General features: G+C 71.0%; 15 protein-coding genes and 1 pseudogene. 10 read left to right on the forward strand and 6 right to left on the reverse strand.

Annotated features, from left to right (window positions below):
• Positions 1-2: 2 nt before the first annotated feature.
• From ACGFW6_RS19540 to ACGFW6_RS19555, 4 genes are read right to left on the reverse strand one after another with little or no spacing between them, the layout of a single operon-like run.
• A complete protein-coding gene (locus ACGFW6_RS19540) occupies positions 3-983 on the reverse strand; it encodes an alpha-ketoacid dehydrogenase subunit beta (RefSeq protein WP_393510982.1) in 981 nt (326 codons plus the stop codon).
• Positions 971-1,948: a thiamine pyrophosphate-dependent dehydrogenase E1 component subunit alpha gene (locus ACGFW6_RS19545; protein WP_393510985.1), complete on the reverse strand. Its 978-nt coding sequence runs from the start codon at positions 1,946-1,948 to the stop codon at positions 971-973. The genes ACGFW6_RS19540 and ACGFW6_RS19545 overlap by 13 nt, the downstream gene beginning before the upstream one ends.
• Positions 1,948-3,273, reverse strand: a complete 1,326-nt coding sequence (locus ACGFW6_RS19550) for a M24 family metallopeptidase (protein WP_393510988.1) — start codon at positions 3,271-3,273, stop codon at positions 1,948-1,950. Before ACGFW6_RS19550 ends, ACGFW6_RS19545 begins: the two co-directional genes overlap by 1 nt.
• Positions 3,274-3,318: 45 nt before the next feature.
• The gene (locus ACGFW6_RS19555) at positions 3,319-4,011 is read right to left on the reverse strand and encodes a helix-turn-helix domain-containing protein (protein WP_393510991.1); all 693 of its coding nucleotides are present in this window, start codon (positions 4,009-4,011) and stop codon (positions 3,319-3,321) included.
• 250 nt (positions 4,012-4,261) lie between these two features.
• Here ACGFW6_RS19555 and ACGFW6_RS19560 point away from each other — a divergent pair, with 250 nt between their 5' ends.
• From ACGFW6_RS19560 to rox, 6 genes are all read left to right on the forward strand, one after another.
• Positions 4,262-5,071: a hypothetical protein gene (locus ACGFW6_RS19560; RefSeq protein WP_393510994.1), complete on the forward strand. Its 810-nt coding sequence runs from the start codon at positions 4,262-4,264 to the stop codon at positions 5,069-5,071.
• 142 nt (positions 5,072-5,213) lie between these two features.
• A complete protein-coding gene (locus ACGFW6_RS19565) occupies positions 5,214-6,023 on the forward strand; it encodes an SAM-dependent methyltransferase (protein ID WP_393510997.1) in 810 nt (269 codons plus the stop codon).
• A 57-nt stretch (positions 6,024-6,080) separates the two neighbouring features.
• Positions 6,081-7,484 carry a glutamine synthetase gene (locus tag ACGFW6_RS19570; protein WP_393511000.1) on the forward strand — a complete coding sequence of 468 codons (1,404 nt, stop codon included), beginning with the start codon at positions 6,081-6,083 and terminating at the stop codon, positions 7,482-7,484.
• A gap of 1 nt (position 7,485) precedes the next feature.
• Positions 7,486-8,640 (forward strand): amidohydrolase family protein, encoded by a 1,155-nt coding sequence (locus ACGFW6_RS19575; RefSeq protein ID WP_393511003.1) that lies wholly within the window; start codon positions 7,486-7,488, stop codon positions 8,638-8,640.
• Positions 8,641-8,682: 42 nt separating this feature from the next.
• The gene (locus tag ACGFW6_RS19580; protein WP_380848355.1) at positions 8,683-9,210 is read left to right on the forward strand and encodes an NUDIX hydrolase family protein; all 528 of its coding nucleotides are present in this window, start codon (positions 8,683-8,685) and stop codon (positions 9,208-9,210) included.
• A gap of 164 nt (positions 9,211-9,374) precedes the next feature.
• On the forward strand, positions 9,375-10,799 hold the full coding sequence (rox, locus tag ACGFW6_RS19585) for a rifampin monooxygenase (protein WP_393511006.1): 1,425 nt from the start codon (positions 9,375-9,377) through the stop codon (positions 10,797-10,799).
• Positions 10,800-10,812: 13 nt separating this feature from the next.
• On the opposite strand, the gene ACGFW6_RS19590 is transcribed toward rox, so the two are convergent.
• Positions 10,813-11,445, reverse strand: a complete 633-nt coding sequence (locus ACGFW6_RS19590) for a TMEM175 family protein (protein WP_393511009.1) — start codon at positions 11,443-11,445, stop codon at positions 10,813-10,815.
• 376 nt (positions 11,446-11,821) lie between these two features.
• Here ACGFW6_RS19590 and ACGFW6_RS19595 point away from each other — a divergent pair.
• The 4 genes and pseudogenes from ACGFW6_RS19595 to ACGFW6_RS19610 form a co-directional block, all read left to right on the forward strand.
• Positions 11,822-12,685: pseudogene (locus ACGFW6_RS19595) on the forward strand (chitinase); the annotation flags it as partial.
• 92 nt (positions 12,686-12,777) lie between these two features.
• Entirely contained in the window at positions 12,778-14,982 is a 2,205-nt protein-coding gene (locus tag ACGFW6_RS19600) for an RICIN domain-containing protein (RefSeq protein WP_393511926.1), read from the forward strand.
• Between the two features lie 86 nt (positions 14,983-15,068).
• Positions 15,069-16,184 (forward strand): glycoside hydrolase family 19 protein, encoded by a 1,116-nt coding sequence (locus tag ACGFW6_RS19605; protein WP_393511012.1) that lies wholly within the window; start codon positions 15,069-15,071, stop codon positions 16,182-16,184.
• Between the two features lie 13 nt (positions 16,185-16,197).
• A complete protein-coding gene (locus ACGFW6_RS19610; protein WP_393511015.1) occupies positions 16,198-16,956 on the forward strand; it encodes an NPP1 family protein in 759 nt (252 codons plus the stop codon).
• Positions 16,957-17,018: 62 nt separating this feature from the next.
• On the opposite strand, the gene ACGFW6_RS19615 is transcribed toward ACGFW6_RS19610, so the two are convergent.
• Positions 17,019-18,374, reverse strand: coding sequence for an MFS transporter (locus ACGFW6_RS19615; protein ID WP_393511018.1), 1,356 nt, complete (start codon positions 18,372-18,374; stop codon positions 17,019-17,021).
• Between the last annotated feature and the right edge of the window lie 5 nt (positions 18,375-18,379).

Below are 18,379 nucleotides of genomic sequence, written 5' to 3' on the forward strand. Positions count from 1 at the left end.
GTTCAGTAGGCGGCGAGCCCGCGTACGGCCGCCACGACCTTGTCGACGGTGGGGATCACCCGTTCCTCCAGCGCGTCGGCGAAGGGCAGCGGGACGCACTCACCCGCCACCCGCCTGACCGGCGCGTCCAGCAGGGCGAACCCCTCGTCGGCGACGACGGAGACGAGCGTCGCGCCCCAGCCGCCCTGGTACGGGTTCTCCTCCACGGTGACGAGCCGTGAGGTCCGCCCGAGCGAGGTGAGTACGGTGGTGACGTCCAGCGGCACCAGGCAGCGCAGGTCGACGACCTCGGCCTCGATGCCCTCGCCCGACAGCAGTTCGGCGGCCTTCAGGGCGACCGGCACCATCGAGGCGAGCGCGACGAGCGTGACGTCGGCGCCCTCGCGGACTACGGCGGCGCGGCCCAGCTCGACGACGTGGTCCGCCGGCGGGGGCGCGCCCTTGGACGCGAGGAGCCCCTTGTGCTCGAAGAAGACGACAGGGTCGTCGCTGCGGATGGCCGCCGCCATCATGCCGATCACGTCGGCGGGGGTCGCCGGTGCGGCGATCTTCAGACCGGGCACGGTGAGCGCCCAGTTCTCGGTGGCCTGGGAGTGCTGGGCGCCGAAGCCGAGCCCGCCGCCGTTGGCGGTGCGCACCACGAGCGGGACGGTGACCTGACCGCCCGTCATGTACCGGACCTTCGGTATCTCGTTGGCGAGGTAGTCCCAGCAGCACGCCAGGAAGTCGGAGAACATGATCTCGGCGACGGGACGCATCCCCGTCATCGCGGCGCCCATGGCGGCCCCCACGATGGCCTGTTCGGAGATGGGCGTGTCCCACACCCGCTCGGGCCCGAACTCCTTGAACAGCCCGGCGGTCGTCTTGAACACCCCGCCCGCCTCGCCGATGTCCTCGCCCAGGCACACGACGGACGGATCGCGCCGCATCTCCCGCGCGATGCCGTCGGCGACCGCGTCCCGGTAGCTGATCACGTCCGCCACGCCGCACCTCCGTCGGCCCATACGTCGGTCAGCGCCTGGTCCGGATCGGGCGGCGGGGCGGCCTTCGCGGCCTCGACGGCCTGCTGCACGACGGTCGTCGCGCGCTCGTCCGCCTCGCCGAGGACGGCCTCGGGCACCCCCATCTCGACGAGCCGCCCTCGCGCCAGGTCCAGCGGGTCGTGCTTCAGCCAGCGTTCGACCTCCTCGGCCGGACGGTAGGTCGCCGGGTCGGCGCGGCTGTGCCCGAAGTGCCGGTAGGTCCGTGCCTCCAGCAGTGCGGGCCCGTCTCCCGCCCGGGCCCGCGCCGCGCGGCGGGCCACCGCCTCCTGGACGGCGACGACGTCGTTGCCGTCCACGACCTCGCCCTCGATGCCGTAGGCGGGCGCCCGGTCGGCGGCGGGCCGGGCCACCGCGGTGACGTCGGCGATCGGCGTGTACTCCATGTACAGGTTGTTCTCGCAGACGAACAGCACGGGCAGCTTCCATACGGCGGCCAGGTTCAGTGCCTCGTGGAAGGCGCCGATGTTGGTGGCGCCGTCGCCGAAGAAGGCGACCGCGACCTGGTCGGTGCCGCGCAGCCGGGCCGACCAGGCGGCGCCCGCCGCCATCGGGAGGTGGGCGCCGACGATGGCGTAGGAGCCGAGCATCCCGGTGGACGCCTTGGTCAGGTGCATGGAGCCGCCCTTGGCCCCGCACAACCCCGTCGCCCGGCTCATGAGTTCGGCGAGGCACTCCTCCGGTGTGGCGCCCCGCGCCATCGCGTGGTGGTGGCCGCGATAGGTGGCGAAGACGTAGTCGTCGGGGCGCAGGGCGGCGCTCGCGCCGACCGCGATGGCCTCGTGCCCGGCGGCCAGGTGGGTGGTGCCCTTGACCAGGCCCTGGAGGAACAGGTCGTGGGCGGCCTTCTCCGTGCGGCGGATGACGGTCATCTGCTCGTAGGCGGCGAGGAGTTCGGCCGGTTCCATCAGGGTGTCCCGGTGTTGAGGTGGGACTGCGCCTCGCGGCGGGTGTTCAGCTCGCCGCCCACCGTCCAGTACTTGCGGCCCGCGACCAGCAGCTCCTCCGCCGGGAACTTGGTGATGACCTCACAGCCGTCGGCGGTGACGACGACCTCCTCCTCGATCCGGGCGGCGGACCAGCCGTCGGCGGCGGGCCAGTAGGTCTCCAGGGCGAACACCATGCCCTCTTCGAGCACCTCGGGGTGGTCGAGGGAGACCAGCCGGCTGAAGATCGGCTTCTCCCAGATCGACAGGCCGACGCCGTGGCCGTACTGCAGCGCGAACGCGGCGGTCTCGTCGGCGAAGCCGAACTCCTCGGCGCGCGGCCACACTTGGACGATGTCCGCGGTCGTCGCGCCGGGCCGGACGAGGGCGATGGCCCGGTCCATGTACTCACGGCAGCGGACGTAGGCGTCGCGCTGGGCGCCGGAGGCGCTGCCGACCGCGAAGGTGCGGTAGTAGCAGGTGCGGTAGCCGAGGTGACTGTGCAGGATGTCGAAGAAGGCGGGGTCGCCGGGGCGGATCAGGCGGTCGCTGTAGACGTGCGGGTGCGGTGAACAGCGCTCGCCGGAGATCGCGTTGACACCTTCGACGTACTCGCTGCCGAGGTCGTACAGGACCTTGCTGACCACGCCGACGCACTCGTTCTCGCGCACGCCGGGGCGCAGATGGCCGTACAGCTCCTCGTAGGCGGCGTCGACCATCGCGCAGGCCTGGGTGAGCAGGGAGATCTCGTCCGGGGTCTTGATGCGGCGGGCCTCCAGGAAGACCTGCTGGCCGTCGACGACGTCGATGCCCTCGGCGCGCAGGGCGGTGAGGATCGGCATCTCGGCGACGTCGATGCCGAGCGGCTCGCCGGCCAGGCCGTGCTCGCGCAGCTCGGCGGCGATCTTCGCGGCGACGTCCTCGGCGATGCCCGCGTCGGGGTGGAAGGCGCCGCGGAGTGTGGAGATGCCGGCGCGGGCGCCGGTGGGCGGGCCGCCCTTGCCGTCGCTGTAGTCGAGCCACGGGTTGTACAGCTGGTGGTGGCGGGCGGCGGAGCCGAAGTCCCAGACGACCGGTTCACCGCCGCGTACCAGCAGGGCGAAGCGGATCAGCTTGTCCATCGCCCAGGTGCCGATGTGCGTGGCGGTCATGTAGCGGATGTTGGCGAAGTCGAAGCTGAGCACCGCGCCCAGCTCGGAGCGGTTCAGGGTCTCGTTGAGCCGGGCCAGCCGCTGTCTGCGCAGCCGGTCCAGGTCGACGCGCTCTTCCCAGTCGACGGCATTGGGTCCGAACGTGCGGATCGCCATGGCGACCACCCCCACTTCGGAGTGAACGACTGTCCGGGGCGGGTGTCAAGTGTCACTGAACATCTCGGTGGACACGAACCAGGTACCGATGGCCGGTACGTCTCCATCGTTGCGGTAGCGGTGCGGGGTCGTCGACTCGAAGCAGACGGCGTCTCCGGGACGCAGGGTGTATTCGTCGAAACCGAGGGTGAGGATCAGTTCCCCCGAGGTCAGGCAGCCGTACTCGGTGCCGGCGTGGCGCATGAGGCCGCCGGAGCTGGAGGAGGCTCCGCCGGGGCGGTAGGTGACCTGGAGGAAGTCGACGTGGGTGCCGGGTACGTGGCCGAGCCGCTCCCACACCACGCCGGAGTCCAGCTCCAGCACCTCCCGCTCACCCGGGGTGACCAGGGGCCCGATGCGACGGCCCGGGTCGGCGGCGAAGGCGGCGAGCGCGTGCAGGACGGTGCCGGGGGCGGTGGCAGATCCGGGATCCGGGGCGGTGCGGGGTGCCGTCACCGGGGACCGGGCGGCCCCCGCGGCGCTCTCGCCCGCGTCGAACAGCGACTCCACCGAGATCCCGAGGGCGGTGGTGATGGCGTACAGCGTGCTGACCGAGGGCTGGCTCTTGCCGTTCTCGATCTGCGAGACCAGGCTCGCCGACACGCCGATCTCACGCGCCAGCGCCCGCAGGCTCGTCCCGTGAGCGAGGCGCGCCTGCCGGATGCGCGCGCCGACGGGCGGGACGGCGGCGAGGGACATGGGGCGGCTCCTCTCGGGCGCCGGGAGACGGCACCGTTCGCTCCCATTGAACAGCGAAGGGTGCCCGAAAGGTATCGGTACCCGGAATCGACGGGGTCGCGGGCGCTCAAGCGAAGGGTGCCCGAAAGGTATCGGTACCCGGAATCGACGGGGTCGCGGGCGCTCACTCGAACGGTCCGGCGCCGCTGGTGGACCGTCGGGACCGGTGGTGCGCTGGGGACACCCGTCGCGTCCACAGGAGGCATCCCAGATGATCCGTCGCCCGTCCCGTCCTGTCCGTGTGCTCTCCTCGGCCCTGGCCGTCGGTGCGTTGCTGACCACCGCGGCCTGCTCGGACGACGGCGGCGACGTCTCCCAGGCCGGTGCCGTCGCCCGGCAGACGCCGACCGCGTCCCCGACCACCACGCTCACCGAGGCGGGTGCCGTCGCCGCGCTGATCACCGCGGCGGACATCGAGGACGACTGGACGCAGGTGAAGGACTCGGACGTCGCCAACTGGCACGACAGCCAGCTCATCGGCGACGTCGACGTGGACGACTTCCTCACCGGGAAGACGGATGCCGCGGACTGCCAGCGGCTGCTCGACGGCCTCTACACCGACCAGTTGCTGGGCAAGCCGTCCGGGGCGTCCGCGCTGCGCGGCTTCCAGCAGGGCGAGTCACGCCTGCTGTACCAGGTGGCCGCGTACGAGCGGACCGACCCGCAGGAGTCCCTGGAGTGGCTGAAGACCCTGCCGTCGGAGTGCGACCAGTTCACCGTCACCGGCAACGGCGGTGGGGAACGCACCGTCCAGGTCATCGAGACGTCGCTGCCCAAGGAGGGTGACGACCGCGTCGGTCTGCGCATCACCATGACGGGCACGTCGAACGGCGATCCGACCACCGTCACCGAGGACGTCGCCGCCGTGCGCGTCGGCACCGACGCGATCACCGTCACCGCGGGCGGTCTCGACGGGGGCCAGTCGGACTCCGTCGAACAGGCGGTCAAGCTCGGCACACAGCGTCTGAAGGACGTCCTGGCGGGGAAGACGCCCGCGCCGACGCCCAGCGAGTTCGACTAGCGCGGCCCGCCCACCGTCCTCTCCCCGCCCGCACGCCAACGGCCGCGCCTGCTCTGCCGATTCCCGGGACAACGTGATCAACGGAGCGGCACAATGGCGACGATGACCGGTTTCGGTCGTTCGTGCGAGGAGAGGACGAGTCGTGAGTGATGGCCACACCCCGTCGGGCGGGTCGGCGAGGCTGAACACCGGTGTGGCGCACAACGCGCGGGTGTGGAACTACTGGATCGGCGGCAAGGACAACTACGAGGTCGACCAGCAGGTCGGCGAGCACGTCGCCGGGATGTTCCCGATCATCCGGGACATCGCCCGCGCCGACCGGGACTTCCTCGGCCGCGCCGTGCGCTTCGTGGCCGAGGAGCAGGGCATACGGCAGTTCCTGGACATCGGCACCGGACTGCCGACGGCGGACAACACCCATGAGATAGCCCAGCGCGTCGCGCCCGACTCACGGATCGTCTACGTCGACAACGACCCGATCGTCCTGGTGCACGCCCGCACCCTGCTGACGGGCACGCATGAGGGCGTCACCGCGTACATCGACGCCGACGTGCACGACCCGGACGCCATCGTCGAACGCGCCGGGCAGACCCTGGACTTCGCCCGGCCGGTCGCGGTGATGATGCTGGGCATCCTCAACTTCGTCCTGGACTACGACAAGGCCCGCGAGATCGTGCGGCGCGTCATGGCCGCCGTTCCCTCCGGCAGCCTGCTGGTCCTGACCCACCCGACGTTCGACCCCGAGGTCGGCGGCGAGGGCCAGATCCCGGCGATGAAGTTCTGGAACGAGAACGCCACGCCGCCGATCACCGCCCGCAGCGGCACGGACATCGCCGCCTTCTTCGAGGGCCTGGAGCTGCTGGATCCGGGCATGGTGTCCTGCTCGCAGTGGCGCGCCCCCGGTTCTCCCGCCGCGGTGCCGCAGTACGGGGCGGTCGGCGTGAAACCCTGACGCCCGGCGGGGCGACCCGGACCGCCGCGCACCGTCCGAGCCCGTCGAGGAGAGCGTATGACCACCCTTGCCGACCCCGTCCCGGGCGGGCGTCCCGGTGACGTCGAGCGGGCCACCGCGCTGAGCGGCGAGCTGGCGGGGCGGGGCGTGCACGGGATCGTCCTGGCCTACGTCGACACGGCGGGCATCGGCCGGGTGAAGACGATCCCGACGGCCAAGCTGGCCTCGGCGGCGGCCTGGGGTGTCGGGATGTCGCCGGTCTTCGACACGTTCCTCGCGAACGACTCCATCGTCACCACCGACGTCCTCGGTTCCCCGGACGGCGATCTGCGTCTCTACCCCGACCTGGACCACCTGGTGGAGCTCGCCGGCCAGCCGGGCTGGGCATGGGCACCGGTCGACCGGATCACGCAGGAGGGCGAGCGGCATCCCGGGTGCGGCCGCACCTTCCTGCGGCGGACCGTCCAGGAGGCCGCCGCCCGCCACAACGTCGCCTTCAGGGCGAGCATCGAGATCGAGTGGGCCGTCGGCCTGCCGCCCGCGGCGGACGGCGCGTTCGTGCCGGCGGTCACGGGTCCGGCGTACGGGGCCACCCGCCAGGTCGAGCTGAGCGACTGCTCCGCCGAACTGCTGGCGGCGCTCGCGCGGCAGGGGGTGGAGGTCGACCAGTTCCATCCGGAGTACGCGCCCGGGCAGTTCGAGCTGTCGGTGGCGGCGCTGGACCCGGTCGCCGCGGCCGACCGCAGCGTGCTGGTGCGGCAGACCATCCGCGCGGTGGCGCGGCGGCACGGCCTCGCGGTGTCCTTCGCCCCGGCGGTCCTCGGGCAGGGCGTCGGCAACGGCGGCCACGTCCATCTCTCCGCCTGGCGTGACGGGGTGAACCTGCACGCGGGCGGTGAGCGCCGGTACGGGATGCGGCCGGAGGCCGAGTCCTTCGTCGCCGGCGTGCTCGGCCATCTCCCGGCCCTCACCGCGGTGACCGTGCCGAGCCCGGCCGGCTATCTGCGGCTCAGACCCTCGCAGTGGGCCGGGGTGTTCACCGCCTGGGGCCGGGAGACACGGGAGGCGGGGCTGCGCGTGGTCACCGGCACGGTGGGCCACCGCGACCAGGTGGCCAACCTGGAGGTCAAGCCCGTCGACCTGGCCGCCAACCCGTATCTCGCCCTGGGCTGTGTGATCGCCGCCGGTCTGGACGGTGTGGAGGCGGGCGCGGCGCTGCCCGAGGAGATCACCGGTGACCCGGCGCGCCTCGGCCCTGAGGAGGCCGCCGCGCGCGGGGTGCGCAGACTGCCGGCCTCGCTCGGCGAGGCCGTCGAGGAGTTCCGCGCGAGCCGGCTGCTGCGGGCCGCGCTCGGCCCGGTGCTCGCGGACGCGGTGATCGCCGTACGACAGGGCGAGATCGACGCGGTCGCCGGGCTCGACGACGACCAGGTGGCCGCCGCCTACCGGTGGAAGTACTGACATGGGCGCCACAGGGCCGGTCCACGAGGCGCTCGCGGCGCTGCCGCTCATCGACCATCACTGCCACGGGATCGTCACCGCCGAACCGGACCGAGCCGGCTTCGAGTCCCTGCTGACCGAGGGCGAGCCATGGCCCGGCATCTCCCCCTTCGACACCCCGCTCGGCATCGCCGTACGCCGCCACTGCGCACCCCTGCTGGGCCTGCCCCGCCACGCGCCCGCCGACGCCTACCTGGCCCGGCGCGCGGAACTGGGCGGGGCCGAGGTCGACCGGCGCTTCCTGTCCGCCGCGGGAACCGAGGCGTTCTGCGTCGACACCGGGTACACGCCCCACCCGATCACCTCGCCCGGGGAACTCGCGCGGGCCGCCGGCGCGACCGCGTACGAGGTCGTACGGCTGGAGTCGGTGGCCGAGGCGGTCGCGGCCGACGGAGTCGAACCGGACGCCTACCCCGCCGCGTTCCGTTCGGCCGCCGAGGAGGCCGTACGCCGGCCGGGGGTGGTGGCGGTGAAGTCCGTGGCCGCCTACCGTACCGGTTTCGACCTGGACCCGGCGCCTCCCCCGGACGCGGTCGTCGTCGCGGCGGCCCGGCAGTGGCTCGCGGACGGCGGACGGCTCGCGGACCCGGTCCTGGTGCGCCATCTGCTGTGGACGGCTGTCGACCTGGGCCTCCCGCTCCAGCTGCACACGGGGTTCGGCGACAACGACATCCGGCTGCACCGGGTGGACCCCACCCACCTCACGGACTGGCTGCATCTGACCCGGGGCACGATCCCCGTCCTGCTCCTGCACTGCTGGCCGTACCAGCGGCAGGCAGCCTATCTGGCGGCGGTCTTCGAGCAGGTCTATCTGGACGTGGGCCTGACCCTGCACCACGTGGGCCCCGCACGCTCCCGGGCGATCCTGGCGGAGGCCCTGGAGATCACGCCGTTCCGCAAGCTGCTGTACAGCTCGGACGCGTATGGTCTGGCCGAGTTGTACCGGCTCGGCGCACTGGCGTTCCGCCGCGGCCTGGGCGAGCTGCTCCAGGACCGGGTGGACGCCGATGAGCTCGGCCTGCCGGACGCGCTGCGGATCGCGGCGTGGGCGGCCGGTGACAACGCCCGCCGCCTCTACGGACTGCCCGACCCCGTCCCCCGTTCCGATCGCGACTGAGCGTTCGCAATTCCCGGAAAGTATGATCAAGCAATGTCTGACATGACCGAAACCACGCCCGGCTGGCTGAGCAGCGACGAGCTGGAGCAGGCACGCGCCAACATGCCCATCCTGTACGTCGAGGCAGTGCCCGTGCGCGTCGACGACAGCGGTGAGGTCACCAGCATCGGCCTCCTGCTGCGTATCGGACCGGACGGTACGGTCAGCCGGACCCTGGTCTCCGGCCGCGTACTGCACCACGAGCGCGTCCGTGACGCGCTCCTGCGTCATCTGGAGAAGGACCTCGGCCCGGTGGCGCTCCCCCGGGTGCCGACGTCGCTGCAGCCGTTCACGGTCGCGGAGTACTTCCCGACGCACGGCGTCACGCCGTACCACGACCCGCGTCAGCACGCGGTGTCCCTGGCCTACGTCGTCCCGGTCACCGGCGACTGCCGGCCCCGCCAGGACGCCCTGGACCTGGTCTGGTTCAGCCCGCAGGAGGCCCTGTCGCCCGCGGTGCAGAGCGAGATGCCGGGTGGGCACGGGGTGCTGCTGAAGCAGGCGCTGGCGCACGTGGGCTGCGTCATCTGAGAGCGCGGCCGCCTCGGCGTGCGGCGTCGGAAACGACGAAGGCAAGGAGTTCGCCGACTCCTTGCCACTCTCAACGTATAGCGCACCGGGGGCCTTGCGGCAAGGCCCCCCTGGTGCAGCACAATCACCGACCGAAGCCAGGACCTGCGGAAACGGGGATTGTGATGATCGATGTGATCGTGGTCGGCGGTGGCCCCACCGGCCTGATGCTGGCAGCGGAACTGCGGCTGCACGATGTGCACGTGGTCGTGCTGGAGAAGCTGACCGAACCGACCCCGCAGTCCCGGGGACAGGGGCTGCACGCGCGCAGCGTCGAGATGATGGACCAGCGCGGCCTCCTGGACCGGTTCCTGGCGGTCAGTGAGAAGTTCCAGGTCGGCGGCCTGTTCGGCGGCATCGCCAAGGCGTGGCCGGACGGCCTGGACACGGCTCACCCTTACGGTCTGGCCACCCCGCAGCCGGTCACCGAGCGGTTGCTGAACGAGCGCGCCCTGGAACTCGGCACGGAGATCCGGCGGGGCTGCGAAGTGGTCGGGCTGAGCCAGGACGACGACGGTGTGAGCGTGGAGCTGGCGGACGGTACGCGGCTTCGCTCGCGCTATCTCGCCGGCTGCGACGGCGGCCGCAGCGTGGTGCGCAAGCTCCTCGGCGTCGGCTTTCCCGGCGAGGCCGCCACGGTCGAGACGCTGCTGGGCGAGATGGAGCTGACGGAGGATCCGGAGAGGATCGCCGCCGTGGTCGCCGAAGTCCGCAGGACCCAGCTGCGGTTCGGTGCCGCCGCCGGCGAGGACGGGGTCTACCGCGTCGTCGTGCCGGCCGACGGCGTGTCCGAGGACCGTGCGAGCGAGCCGACCCTCGATGAGTTCAAGCGGCAGTTGCGGGCCACGGCGGGCACCGACTTCGGTGCGCACTCGCCGCGTTGGCTCTCCCGGTTCGGTGACGCCACCCGGCAGGCCGAGCGCTACCGGGTCGGCCGGGTGCTGCTGGCCGGCGACGCGGCGCACATCCATCCGCCGACCGGCGGGCAGGGCCTCAACCTCGGTATCCAGGACGCGTTCAACCTGGGCTGGAAGCTGGCCGCCGCGGTCCGGGGCCGGGCGCCGGAGGGGCTGCTGGACACCTACCACGCCGAACGGCACCCGGTGGGGGCCGCCGTCCTCGCCAACACCCGGGCGCAGATCACCCTCCTGGGCAGCGAAGCGGGCCCGACCGCGCTGCGGGAGCTGTTCTCGAAGCTGATGGACTTCGCGGAGGTGAACCGGTACGTCACGGGGATGATCACCGCGGTCGATGTCCGCTACGACTTCGGCGAGGGCCACGACCTGCTCGGCCGGCGCATGCGGGACCTTCCGCTGAAGCAGGGCCGCCTCTATGAGTTGACGCACGCCGGCCGCGGCCTGCTGCTCGACCGGACCGGTCGGCTGTCGGTCCGGGGCTGGGCTGACCGGGTCGACCATGTCGTCGACGTCAGTGAGGACCTGGACGTGCCCGCGGTGCTGCTGCGGCCGGACGGCCATGTGGCGTGGGTCGGTGAGAGCCAGGAGGAGCTGCTCGAAGCGCTGCGCCGGTGGTTCGGGGACGCCGACTGAGTGCGCGGGGCCGTCACTCTTCCTGGTCGGCCGGCGTGCGGTAGAGCAGCCGTGTCCCGGCGGCCAGCAGCCACCAGTACTTGGCGAGGGCCGGCGAGTAGAAGGCGACCGGGACCGACGTGGCGAAGACGAGGACCAGCAGGACGCCGTGCCGGATCTCCACCTTCAGCAACGTGCGGGAGGTCCCCGGCGCCGCCACCTCGGGGTTCACCAGCAGGCGCACGTACATGCCGCACATCAGGGCCACGGCCAGGGCGATCGCCCCCGCGTAGCAGGCGGTCGCCGTGGTCGTCTCGCCGTACTCGCTGATCAAGCGGGTCGGGAAGGGCAGCGCGGCAACCGTCGCCAGGAGCGCGAAGTAGAGCAGGAGCAGCCAGCGGTCGAGTGTGGCGATCAGGCGGAACAGGCCGTGCTGGACGAGCCAGAGCGTGCCGATGACGAAGAAGCTGAGCAGATACGCGCCGATGGTGGGCACCGCGTCCGCCACGGCGTCGGCGACCTCGGTCTCGGGCAGGCCGTCCGGGACGGTGATGTCCAGCGCGAGCAGTGTCATCGCGATGGAGAACACGGCGTCACCGAGGGCGAGAAGTCGTTCGGGGCCCACGGCCACATGAGGGCGGCGCAGGCCGAAGGGGTGGTTCGTCATATCGGTGCCACCAGGTGGATCGGCGACGGCTCGGTACGGCTGCGAGGCCGGGGAAGGCAAGAAGTACCACGTGCCGCGGCGGGGCTCCGGGAGGCGGGTCGGTCGGTTCCGACCGGGGCCGCAATTAATTGTTGCCAAAGCTTACTTCACGTCTTGACGTAAGTGGTCCAGACCTTTAGGTTCACGGGTCAACCAGACACCCACGAGACGCACTCACCGTTCAGAAGGTGAACGCGGCCCCGGTTGCTCACCCCCACGAAGGGCTTCCGCGCGCATGTCCAAAATCCTCCCCGCGGCCATATCCGTCACCGCACTCTCGCTCACCACCGGCCTGCTCTCCACTCCCCCCGCACAGGCCGCGGCCCCCTTGGCGTCATCGGCCGTGGCGCCCTACCTCTACAACGGCTGGGGCAGCCCACCGAACCCGACCACGGTCAGCAACGCCACCGGCGTCCGGTACTTCACCCTCGCCTTCGTCCTCAGCAACGGCTACTGCACCCCGCAGTGGGACGGCGGCCGGGCGCTGACCGGCGGGGTCGACCAGCGCACCATCGAGACCGTACGGGCCAACGGCGGTGACGTGGTCCCCTCGTTCGGCGGCTGGAGCGGCAACAAGCTGGAGAGCTCGTGCTCGAGTGCGGGCGAACTGGCCGCCGCCTACCAGAAGGTCATCAGCGCCTTCGGACTGAAGGCCATCGACATCGACCTCGAGGCCGACGCCTACGACAGCCCGACCGTGCAGCAGCGCACGGTCGACGCCCTGAAGAAGGTGAAGGCCGACAACCCCGGCCTAAAGGTGTACGTCACCATCGGCACCGGCCAGAGCGGCCCCGACACCAGCCTGATCAACCGCGCCGCGGGCGCCGGTCTGACGGTGGACGCCTGGACGATCATGCCGTTCAACTTCGGCGGCAACGGACAGAACATGGGCGACCTGTCCGTGCGGGCCGCCGAGGGCCTGAAGAACTCCCTGAAGTCGGCGTACGGCTACAGCGACGACCAGGCCTACCGGTCCATGGGCATCTCGTCGATGAACGGCATCACCGACCAGAACGAGACCGTCACCGTCGACGACTTCACAACGATGCTCGCCTACGCCCAGCAGCACCACCTGGCGCGGCTGACCTTCTGGTCCGTCAACCGCGACCGCCCCTGCACCGGCGGCCCCGCCGACAGCTGTTCCGGCGTGAACCAGTCCGACTGGGACTTCACGCGCGTGTTCGCCGGATACACCGGCTGATCCAGCCACCCCGCAGCGCTCGACCCCTCCCCCGGCTCCGGCCGGAAAACCCCGCATCGCTTCCCCGGCGAGGAGAATCAGTGCTCACCTTTGTGCGTCCCGCGCTCAGGCGCCTCCGCAGATCCACCGCCGTCACGGTCGTCACCGTGGCGGCCGCGTCCCTGCTCACCTCGGGGCCCGCGCCCGCCGGCGCCGCCGAGAGCGCGGCGGCGGCGCTGCCCGCCGATTTCGCGACCGTCATGAACGCCGCGAGCGGCCGGTGCCTGGACGCCCGGTCGGCCGCCACCGCCAACGGCACCGTCGTGCAGCAGTACGCGTGCAACGGCTCCACGGCCCAGAACTGGAGCTTCACGCCCACCAGTGACGGCTACGTCCGCATCAACAACCGCAACAACACCGGCCAGGTCGTGGACGTCGCCGACCTGTCCACCGCCGACGGCGCGCCGGTCCATCTGTGGGCCTACGGCGGCGGCGCCAACCAGCAGTGGCTGCCCGTCGACGAGGGCGGCGGCGTCTACCGGTTCGTCAACCGGGGCAGCGGAAAGTGCCTGGACGACCCGGGCGCCTCGCTCGCCGACAGCGTGCAGTTCGTGCAGTACGCGTGCAACGGCAGTGCCGCCCAGCGGTTCCAGGTGGTCCCGGTGAACCAGTCGACCGCGAACCCGGACCTCGGCCCGAACGTGGTCGTCTTCGACCCGTCCATGTCGTCCTCGACCATCCAGAACCGGCTCGACTCGATCTTCCAGCAGCAGGAGACCAACCAGTTCGGCTCGCAGCGCTACGCCGTCCTGTTCAAGCCGGGCTCCTACAACGCGAACGTCAACGTCGGCTTCTACACCCAGGTCGCCGGGCTCGGTCTCTCCCCGGACGCGGTCACCGTCAACGGCGCCGTGCACGCCGAGGCCGACTGGTTCCCGCCGCAGAACGCCACCCAGAACTTCTGGCGCGGCGCCGAGAACCTGTCCGTCAACCCGACGGGCGGCGCCGACCGCTGGGCGGTCTCGCAGGCGTCGGCCTACCGCCGGATGCATCTGCGCGGCAACCTCGCGCTGGACGACGGCGGCTGGTCCAGCGGCGGTCTGCTCGCCGACACCAAGGTCGACGGCCAGGTCAACTCCGGCAGCCAGCAGCAGTGGTTGACCCGCAACTCCCAGCTCGGCAGCTGGACCGGCTCCAACTGGAACATGGTCTTCGTCGGCAGCCAGGGCGTCCCGGGCACCAGCTTCCCCAACCCGCCGTACACCACGGTCGCGCAGACCCCGGTCAGCCGGGAGAAGCCGTTCCTGTACGTCGACGGAGACGGCACCTACAAGGTGTTCGTGCCGTCGGTGCGGTCCAACTCCAGCGCGACGAGCTGGGCGGGCGGCTCCCCGTCCGGCAGCTCGCTGTCCCTCGACTCCTTCTACGTCGTCAAGCCGGGCGCGACCGCCGGTGACATCAACGCCGCCCTGGCCGCGGGCAAGAACCTGCTTGTCACGCCCGGCGTCTACCACCTCAACCAGACGCTCCAGGTGAACCGCGCCGACACCGTCGTCCTCGGCCTGGGCCTCGCCACGTTCATCCCGGACAACGGGGTCACCGCGATGAAGGTGGCCGACGTCGACGGCGTGAAGGTCGCGGGCGTCCTCTTCGACGCGGGCACCACCAACTCGCCGACCCTGATGGAGGTCGGCCCGACCGGCTCGTCCGCCTCACACGCCGCCAACCCGACCTCGCTGCACGACGTGTACTTCCGCGTCGGCGGCGCGGCCGTCGGCAGGGCGACCACCAGCCTCGTCATCAACAGCGACAACGTCATCGGCGACCACATGTGGATCTGGCGCGCCGACCACGGCAGCGGCGTCGGCTGGAACACCAACACCGGCGACACCGGCCTCATCGTCAACGGCGACGACGTCACCGCGTACGGCCTGTTCGTCGAGCACTACCAGAAGTACCAGACCATCTGGAACGGCAACGGCGGCCGGACGTACTTCTACCAGAACGAGATGCCGTACGACCCGCCGAACCAGGCGGCCTGGATGAACGGCGCCACGCAGGGCTACGCCGCCTACAAGGTCGCCGACTCCGTCACCAGCCACCAGGCCTACGGCCTCGGCAGCTACTGCTTCTTCAACGTCAACCCGAGTGTGACCGCCGAGCGGGCCATCGAGGCACCGAACAGGACGGGAGTGCGCTTCACCAGCATGGTGACCGTCTCCCTCGGCGGTACGGGCACCATCCGGCACGTCGTCAACAACACGGGCGGTCCGTCCAACTCCGGCTCCAATGTGGCCAATCTGACGAACTACCCGTAGCGCGTCCCTGAGCTCTGCCGTCGGCCGCCCCACGCGAGGAGGGGCGGCCGGCTCACCCCCGACACATCGAAGGAGCGTCCTCGACCATGTCCACGACCCATCTCAGACCCCGGCTCGCGATCTTCGCGGTGCTCACCGCCGTCCTCACCGCCCTGCTCACCGTGACGCCCGCGCGGGCCGCCGACGGCACGATCACCGGCCTCGCCGGCAAGTGCGTCGACGTGGCGGGCGCGAGCAACGCCAACGGCACCGCCGTACAGCTCTACGACTGCAACGGGACCGGCGCGCAGATCTGGTCCAACTCCGGTGACGGCACCCTGCGCGCGCTCGGCAAGTGTCTGGACGTCACCGAGCGCAGCACGGCGGACGGCGCCGCGGTCCAGCTGTGGGACTGCTCGGGCGGCGCGAACCAGCAGTGGGTGGTCAGCGGTGCGCGCGACATCGTCAACCCGGCCGCGAACAAGTGCCTGGACGTCCGGGACAACAACAGCGCCAACGGCACCCGGCTGCAGATCTGGACCTGCACCGGCGCCGCGAACCAGAAGTGGAACGCGCCCGCGAGCGGGGGCGGCGGCAACCCGTCCGGTTTCGTCGTCAGCGAGGCCCAGTTCAACCAGATGTTCCCGAACCGGAATTCGTTCTACACGTACAGCGGCCTGACCGCCGCGCTGAGCGCCTACCCGGGCTTCGCCACGACGGGCAGCGACACGGTGAAGAAGCAGGAGGCGGCGGCCTTCCTCGCCAACGTGAACCACGAGACCGGCGGCCTCGTGCACATCGTCGAGCAGAACACCGCCAACTATCCGCACTACTGCGACTGGAACCAGCCCTACGGCTGCCCCGCCGGCCAGGCCGCCTACTACGGCCGCGGTCCGATCCAGCTGTCGTGGAACTTCAACTACAAGGCCGCCGGTGACGCCCTCGGCATCGACCTGCTGAACAACCCCTGGCGGGTCCAGAACGAGTCGGCCGTCGCCTGGAAGACGGGTCTTTGGTACTGGAACACGCAGTCCGGCCCCGGGACGATGACCCCGCACAACGCGATGGTGAACCAGGCCGGCTTCGGTCAGACGATCCGCTCCATCAACGGGTCCCTGGAGTGCGACGGCAGGAACCCGGCGCAGGTGCAGAGCCGCGTCGACGCCTACAACCGGTTCACCTCGATCCTCGGCGTCTCGCCGGGCGGCAACCTCTACTGCTGAACCGGGAGCCGTGATGCGTAAGTTGAGCACCCTCGCGATGGCCCTTCTCGGAGCGATGACGCTCGTGGTGGGCCTCCCCGCGAGTGCCCACGCGAGTGTCCTGACCCTGCTCCCCCAGAACGCCGACGGCCTGGAGCAGACTTTCTCCCCGGCCTACGACTACGACGGCGACGGCTGCTACGCCACGGCCGCCATCGGCGCCGACGGGACCCTCAACCCGGGTCTCAAGCTCGGCGGCGACGTCAACGGCAAGTGCCACGACTACGCCCAGCTGGCCAACGCCAACACCTACTCGCGCGCGAAGTGCAACAACGGCTGGTGCGCGGTGATGTACGCCAGCTACTTCGAGAAGGACCAGATCACCCTCGGTCCGGCGGCCCTCGGGCACACGCACGACTGGGAACACGTCATCGTGTGGATCCGCGACAACCAGGCCGAGTACGTGTCGGTGTCCCAGCACAACACGTACCAGCTGGCCGCCCGTTCGGCGATCCGCTTCGACGGCACCCACCCGAAGATCGTCTATCACAAGGACGGCGTCTCCAGTCACTGCTTCCGGTTCGCCGGCAGCAACGACGAACCGGCGGAGAACGCCACCGGCAACTGGTTCTTCCCGCGTCTGGTCGGCTGGAACGGCTATCCGGCCGGATACCGCGACAAGCTCATGAGCGCCGACTTCGGCTCCGCCACGATCAAGATCGACGACGGCGACTTCCAGTGGGCGCTCAACTACGCGAAACCGTCCGGGATCCCCTTCGACGCCTACGCCTGACGCTCGACGGCGCACGGCCCCGCGGGCACGCGCCCGCGGGGCCGTCCCTTTGCGTGCGGCGGCTACGCGCCGCGGGCCTTGCGGGCCGCCCGGGCGAGGTCCATGTCGGTCGTCTCCGGGGCGAGGAACTGCGAGACGAGACCGCCGAGGGCGAGCACCCCGGCGCCGATCAGGAGCACGAACTCCGCGCCGAACCGGTCCAGGCCCATCGGCAGCAGGAAGGTGCCGATGGCCGCGCCGACCCGGCTCATCGCGGTGGCGAAGCCGACGCCGGTGGTGCGCAGGGAGGTCGGGAACACCTCCAGCGGGTAGATGGCGGTCAGTGCGCTGGAGGCGGCGTTGAGGAAGATGAAGAACAGGAAGCCGCCGACGATGACCGGGGTGGACGTGGGCCACAGCGCGACCAGCGCCAGAGCGCCGGCGGTGATCCAGAACGGCGGGATCAGCAGCCTGCGCCGGCCGATCCGGTCGACGACGAGACAGCCCGCCGTCACGCCCGCCACCGCGGTGAACGAGTAGACGAGCAGCGCCGCGACCGCGTTGTCGCCCATGTTCAGCGCCTCGAAGACCTGCGTCCAGAACGTGCCGATGGCGAAGTACGGCAGGACGAGCGCGGCCCAGAAGACGCTGGCGAACACCGTGCTGCGCAGGTGCCGCCGGCTGAACAGGGCCCGGAACCCCTCCCGCGCGGGTGCCTGGGACTCGTCGAGCTCGGCGTCGATGTCCACCTCGATGCCGTACTTCTCGATCAGTGCCTCGGCCTCCTCGCGGCGCCCCCTGCTCAGCAGCCAGCGTGCCGACTCCGGGATGCCGCCGCGCAGCGCGACGCACACCACGGCGATGACCGCGCTGCTGGCCAGGGACCACCGCCAGCCGCCGTCGACGTCCGCGAACAGCGCGCCGACGACCGTGGCCAGCGCGTAGCCGACGTACCAGCTGATCTCCAGGCTGGCCAGCAGCCGGCCGCGGCCCTGCCGGGGCGCGTACTCGGACAGCAGCGGGGCGCCGATGGCGTACTCGCCGCCGATCGCCACGCCCATCAGCAGGCGGATGAGGAACAGCTGGGTGCCGTCGGTGACGAAGAACTGCAGGACCGAGCCGATCAGGAAGATCAGCATGTCGACGAGGAACACCGGGCGGCGGCCGAAGCGGTCGGCGAGCCGGCCGAAGAGGGGGCCGCCGATGAAGATGCCGATCAGCGGGGAGGCGCCGACCAGGCCCTGCATGAAGGTGGAGAGGTGCAGGTCGGTGGTGAGCGCGGCCATGGCCATGCCGATGCCGCCGATGATGTAGCCGTCGATGCCCTGCCCGATCTGGGTGGCGAGCTTCAACTTGGTGTGCAGACGGCGGCGTTCGCGGTGCAGGTCGGGGACGTCCGGTGTGCTGGGCTGATGCTGGGTCGCAGGCGTCATTGCCATGGGCG

It is taken from the genome of Streptomyces sp. Y7 (assembly GCF_043195415.1).
Taxonomy (GTDB): Bacteria; Actinomycetota; Actinomycetes; order Streptomycetales; family Streptomycetaceae; genus Streptomyces.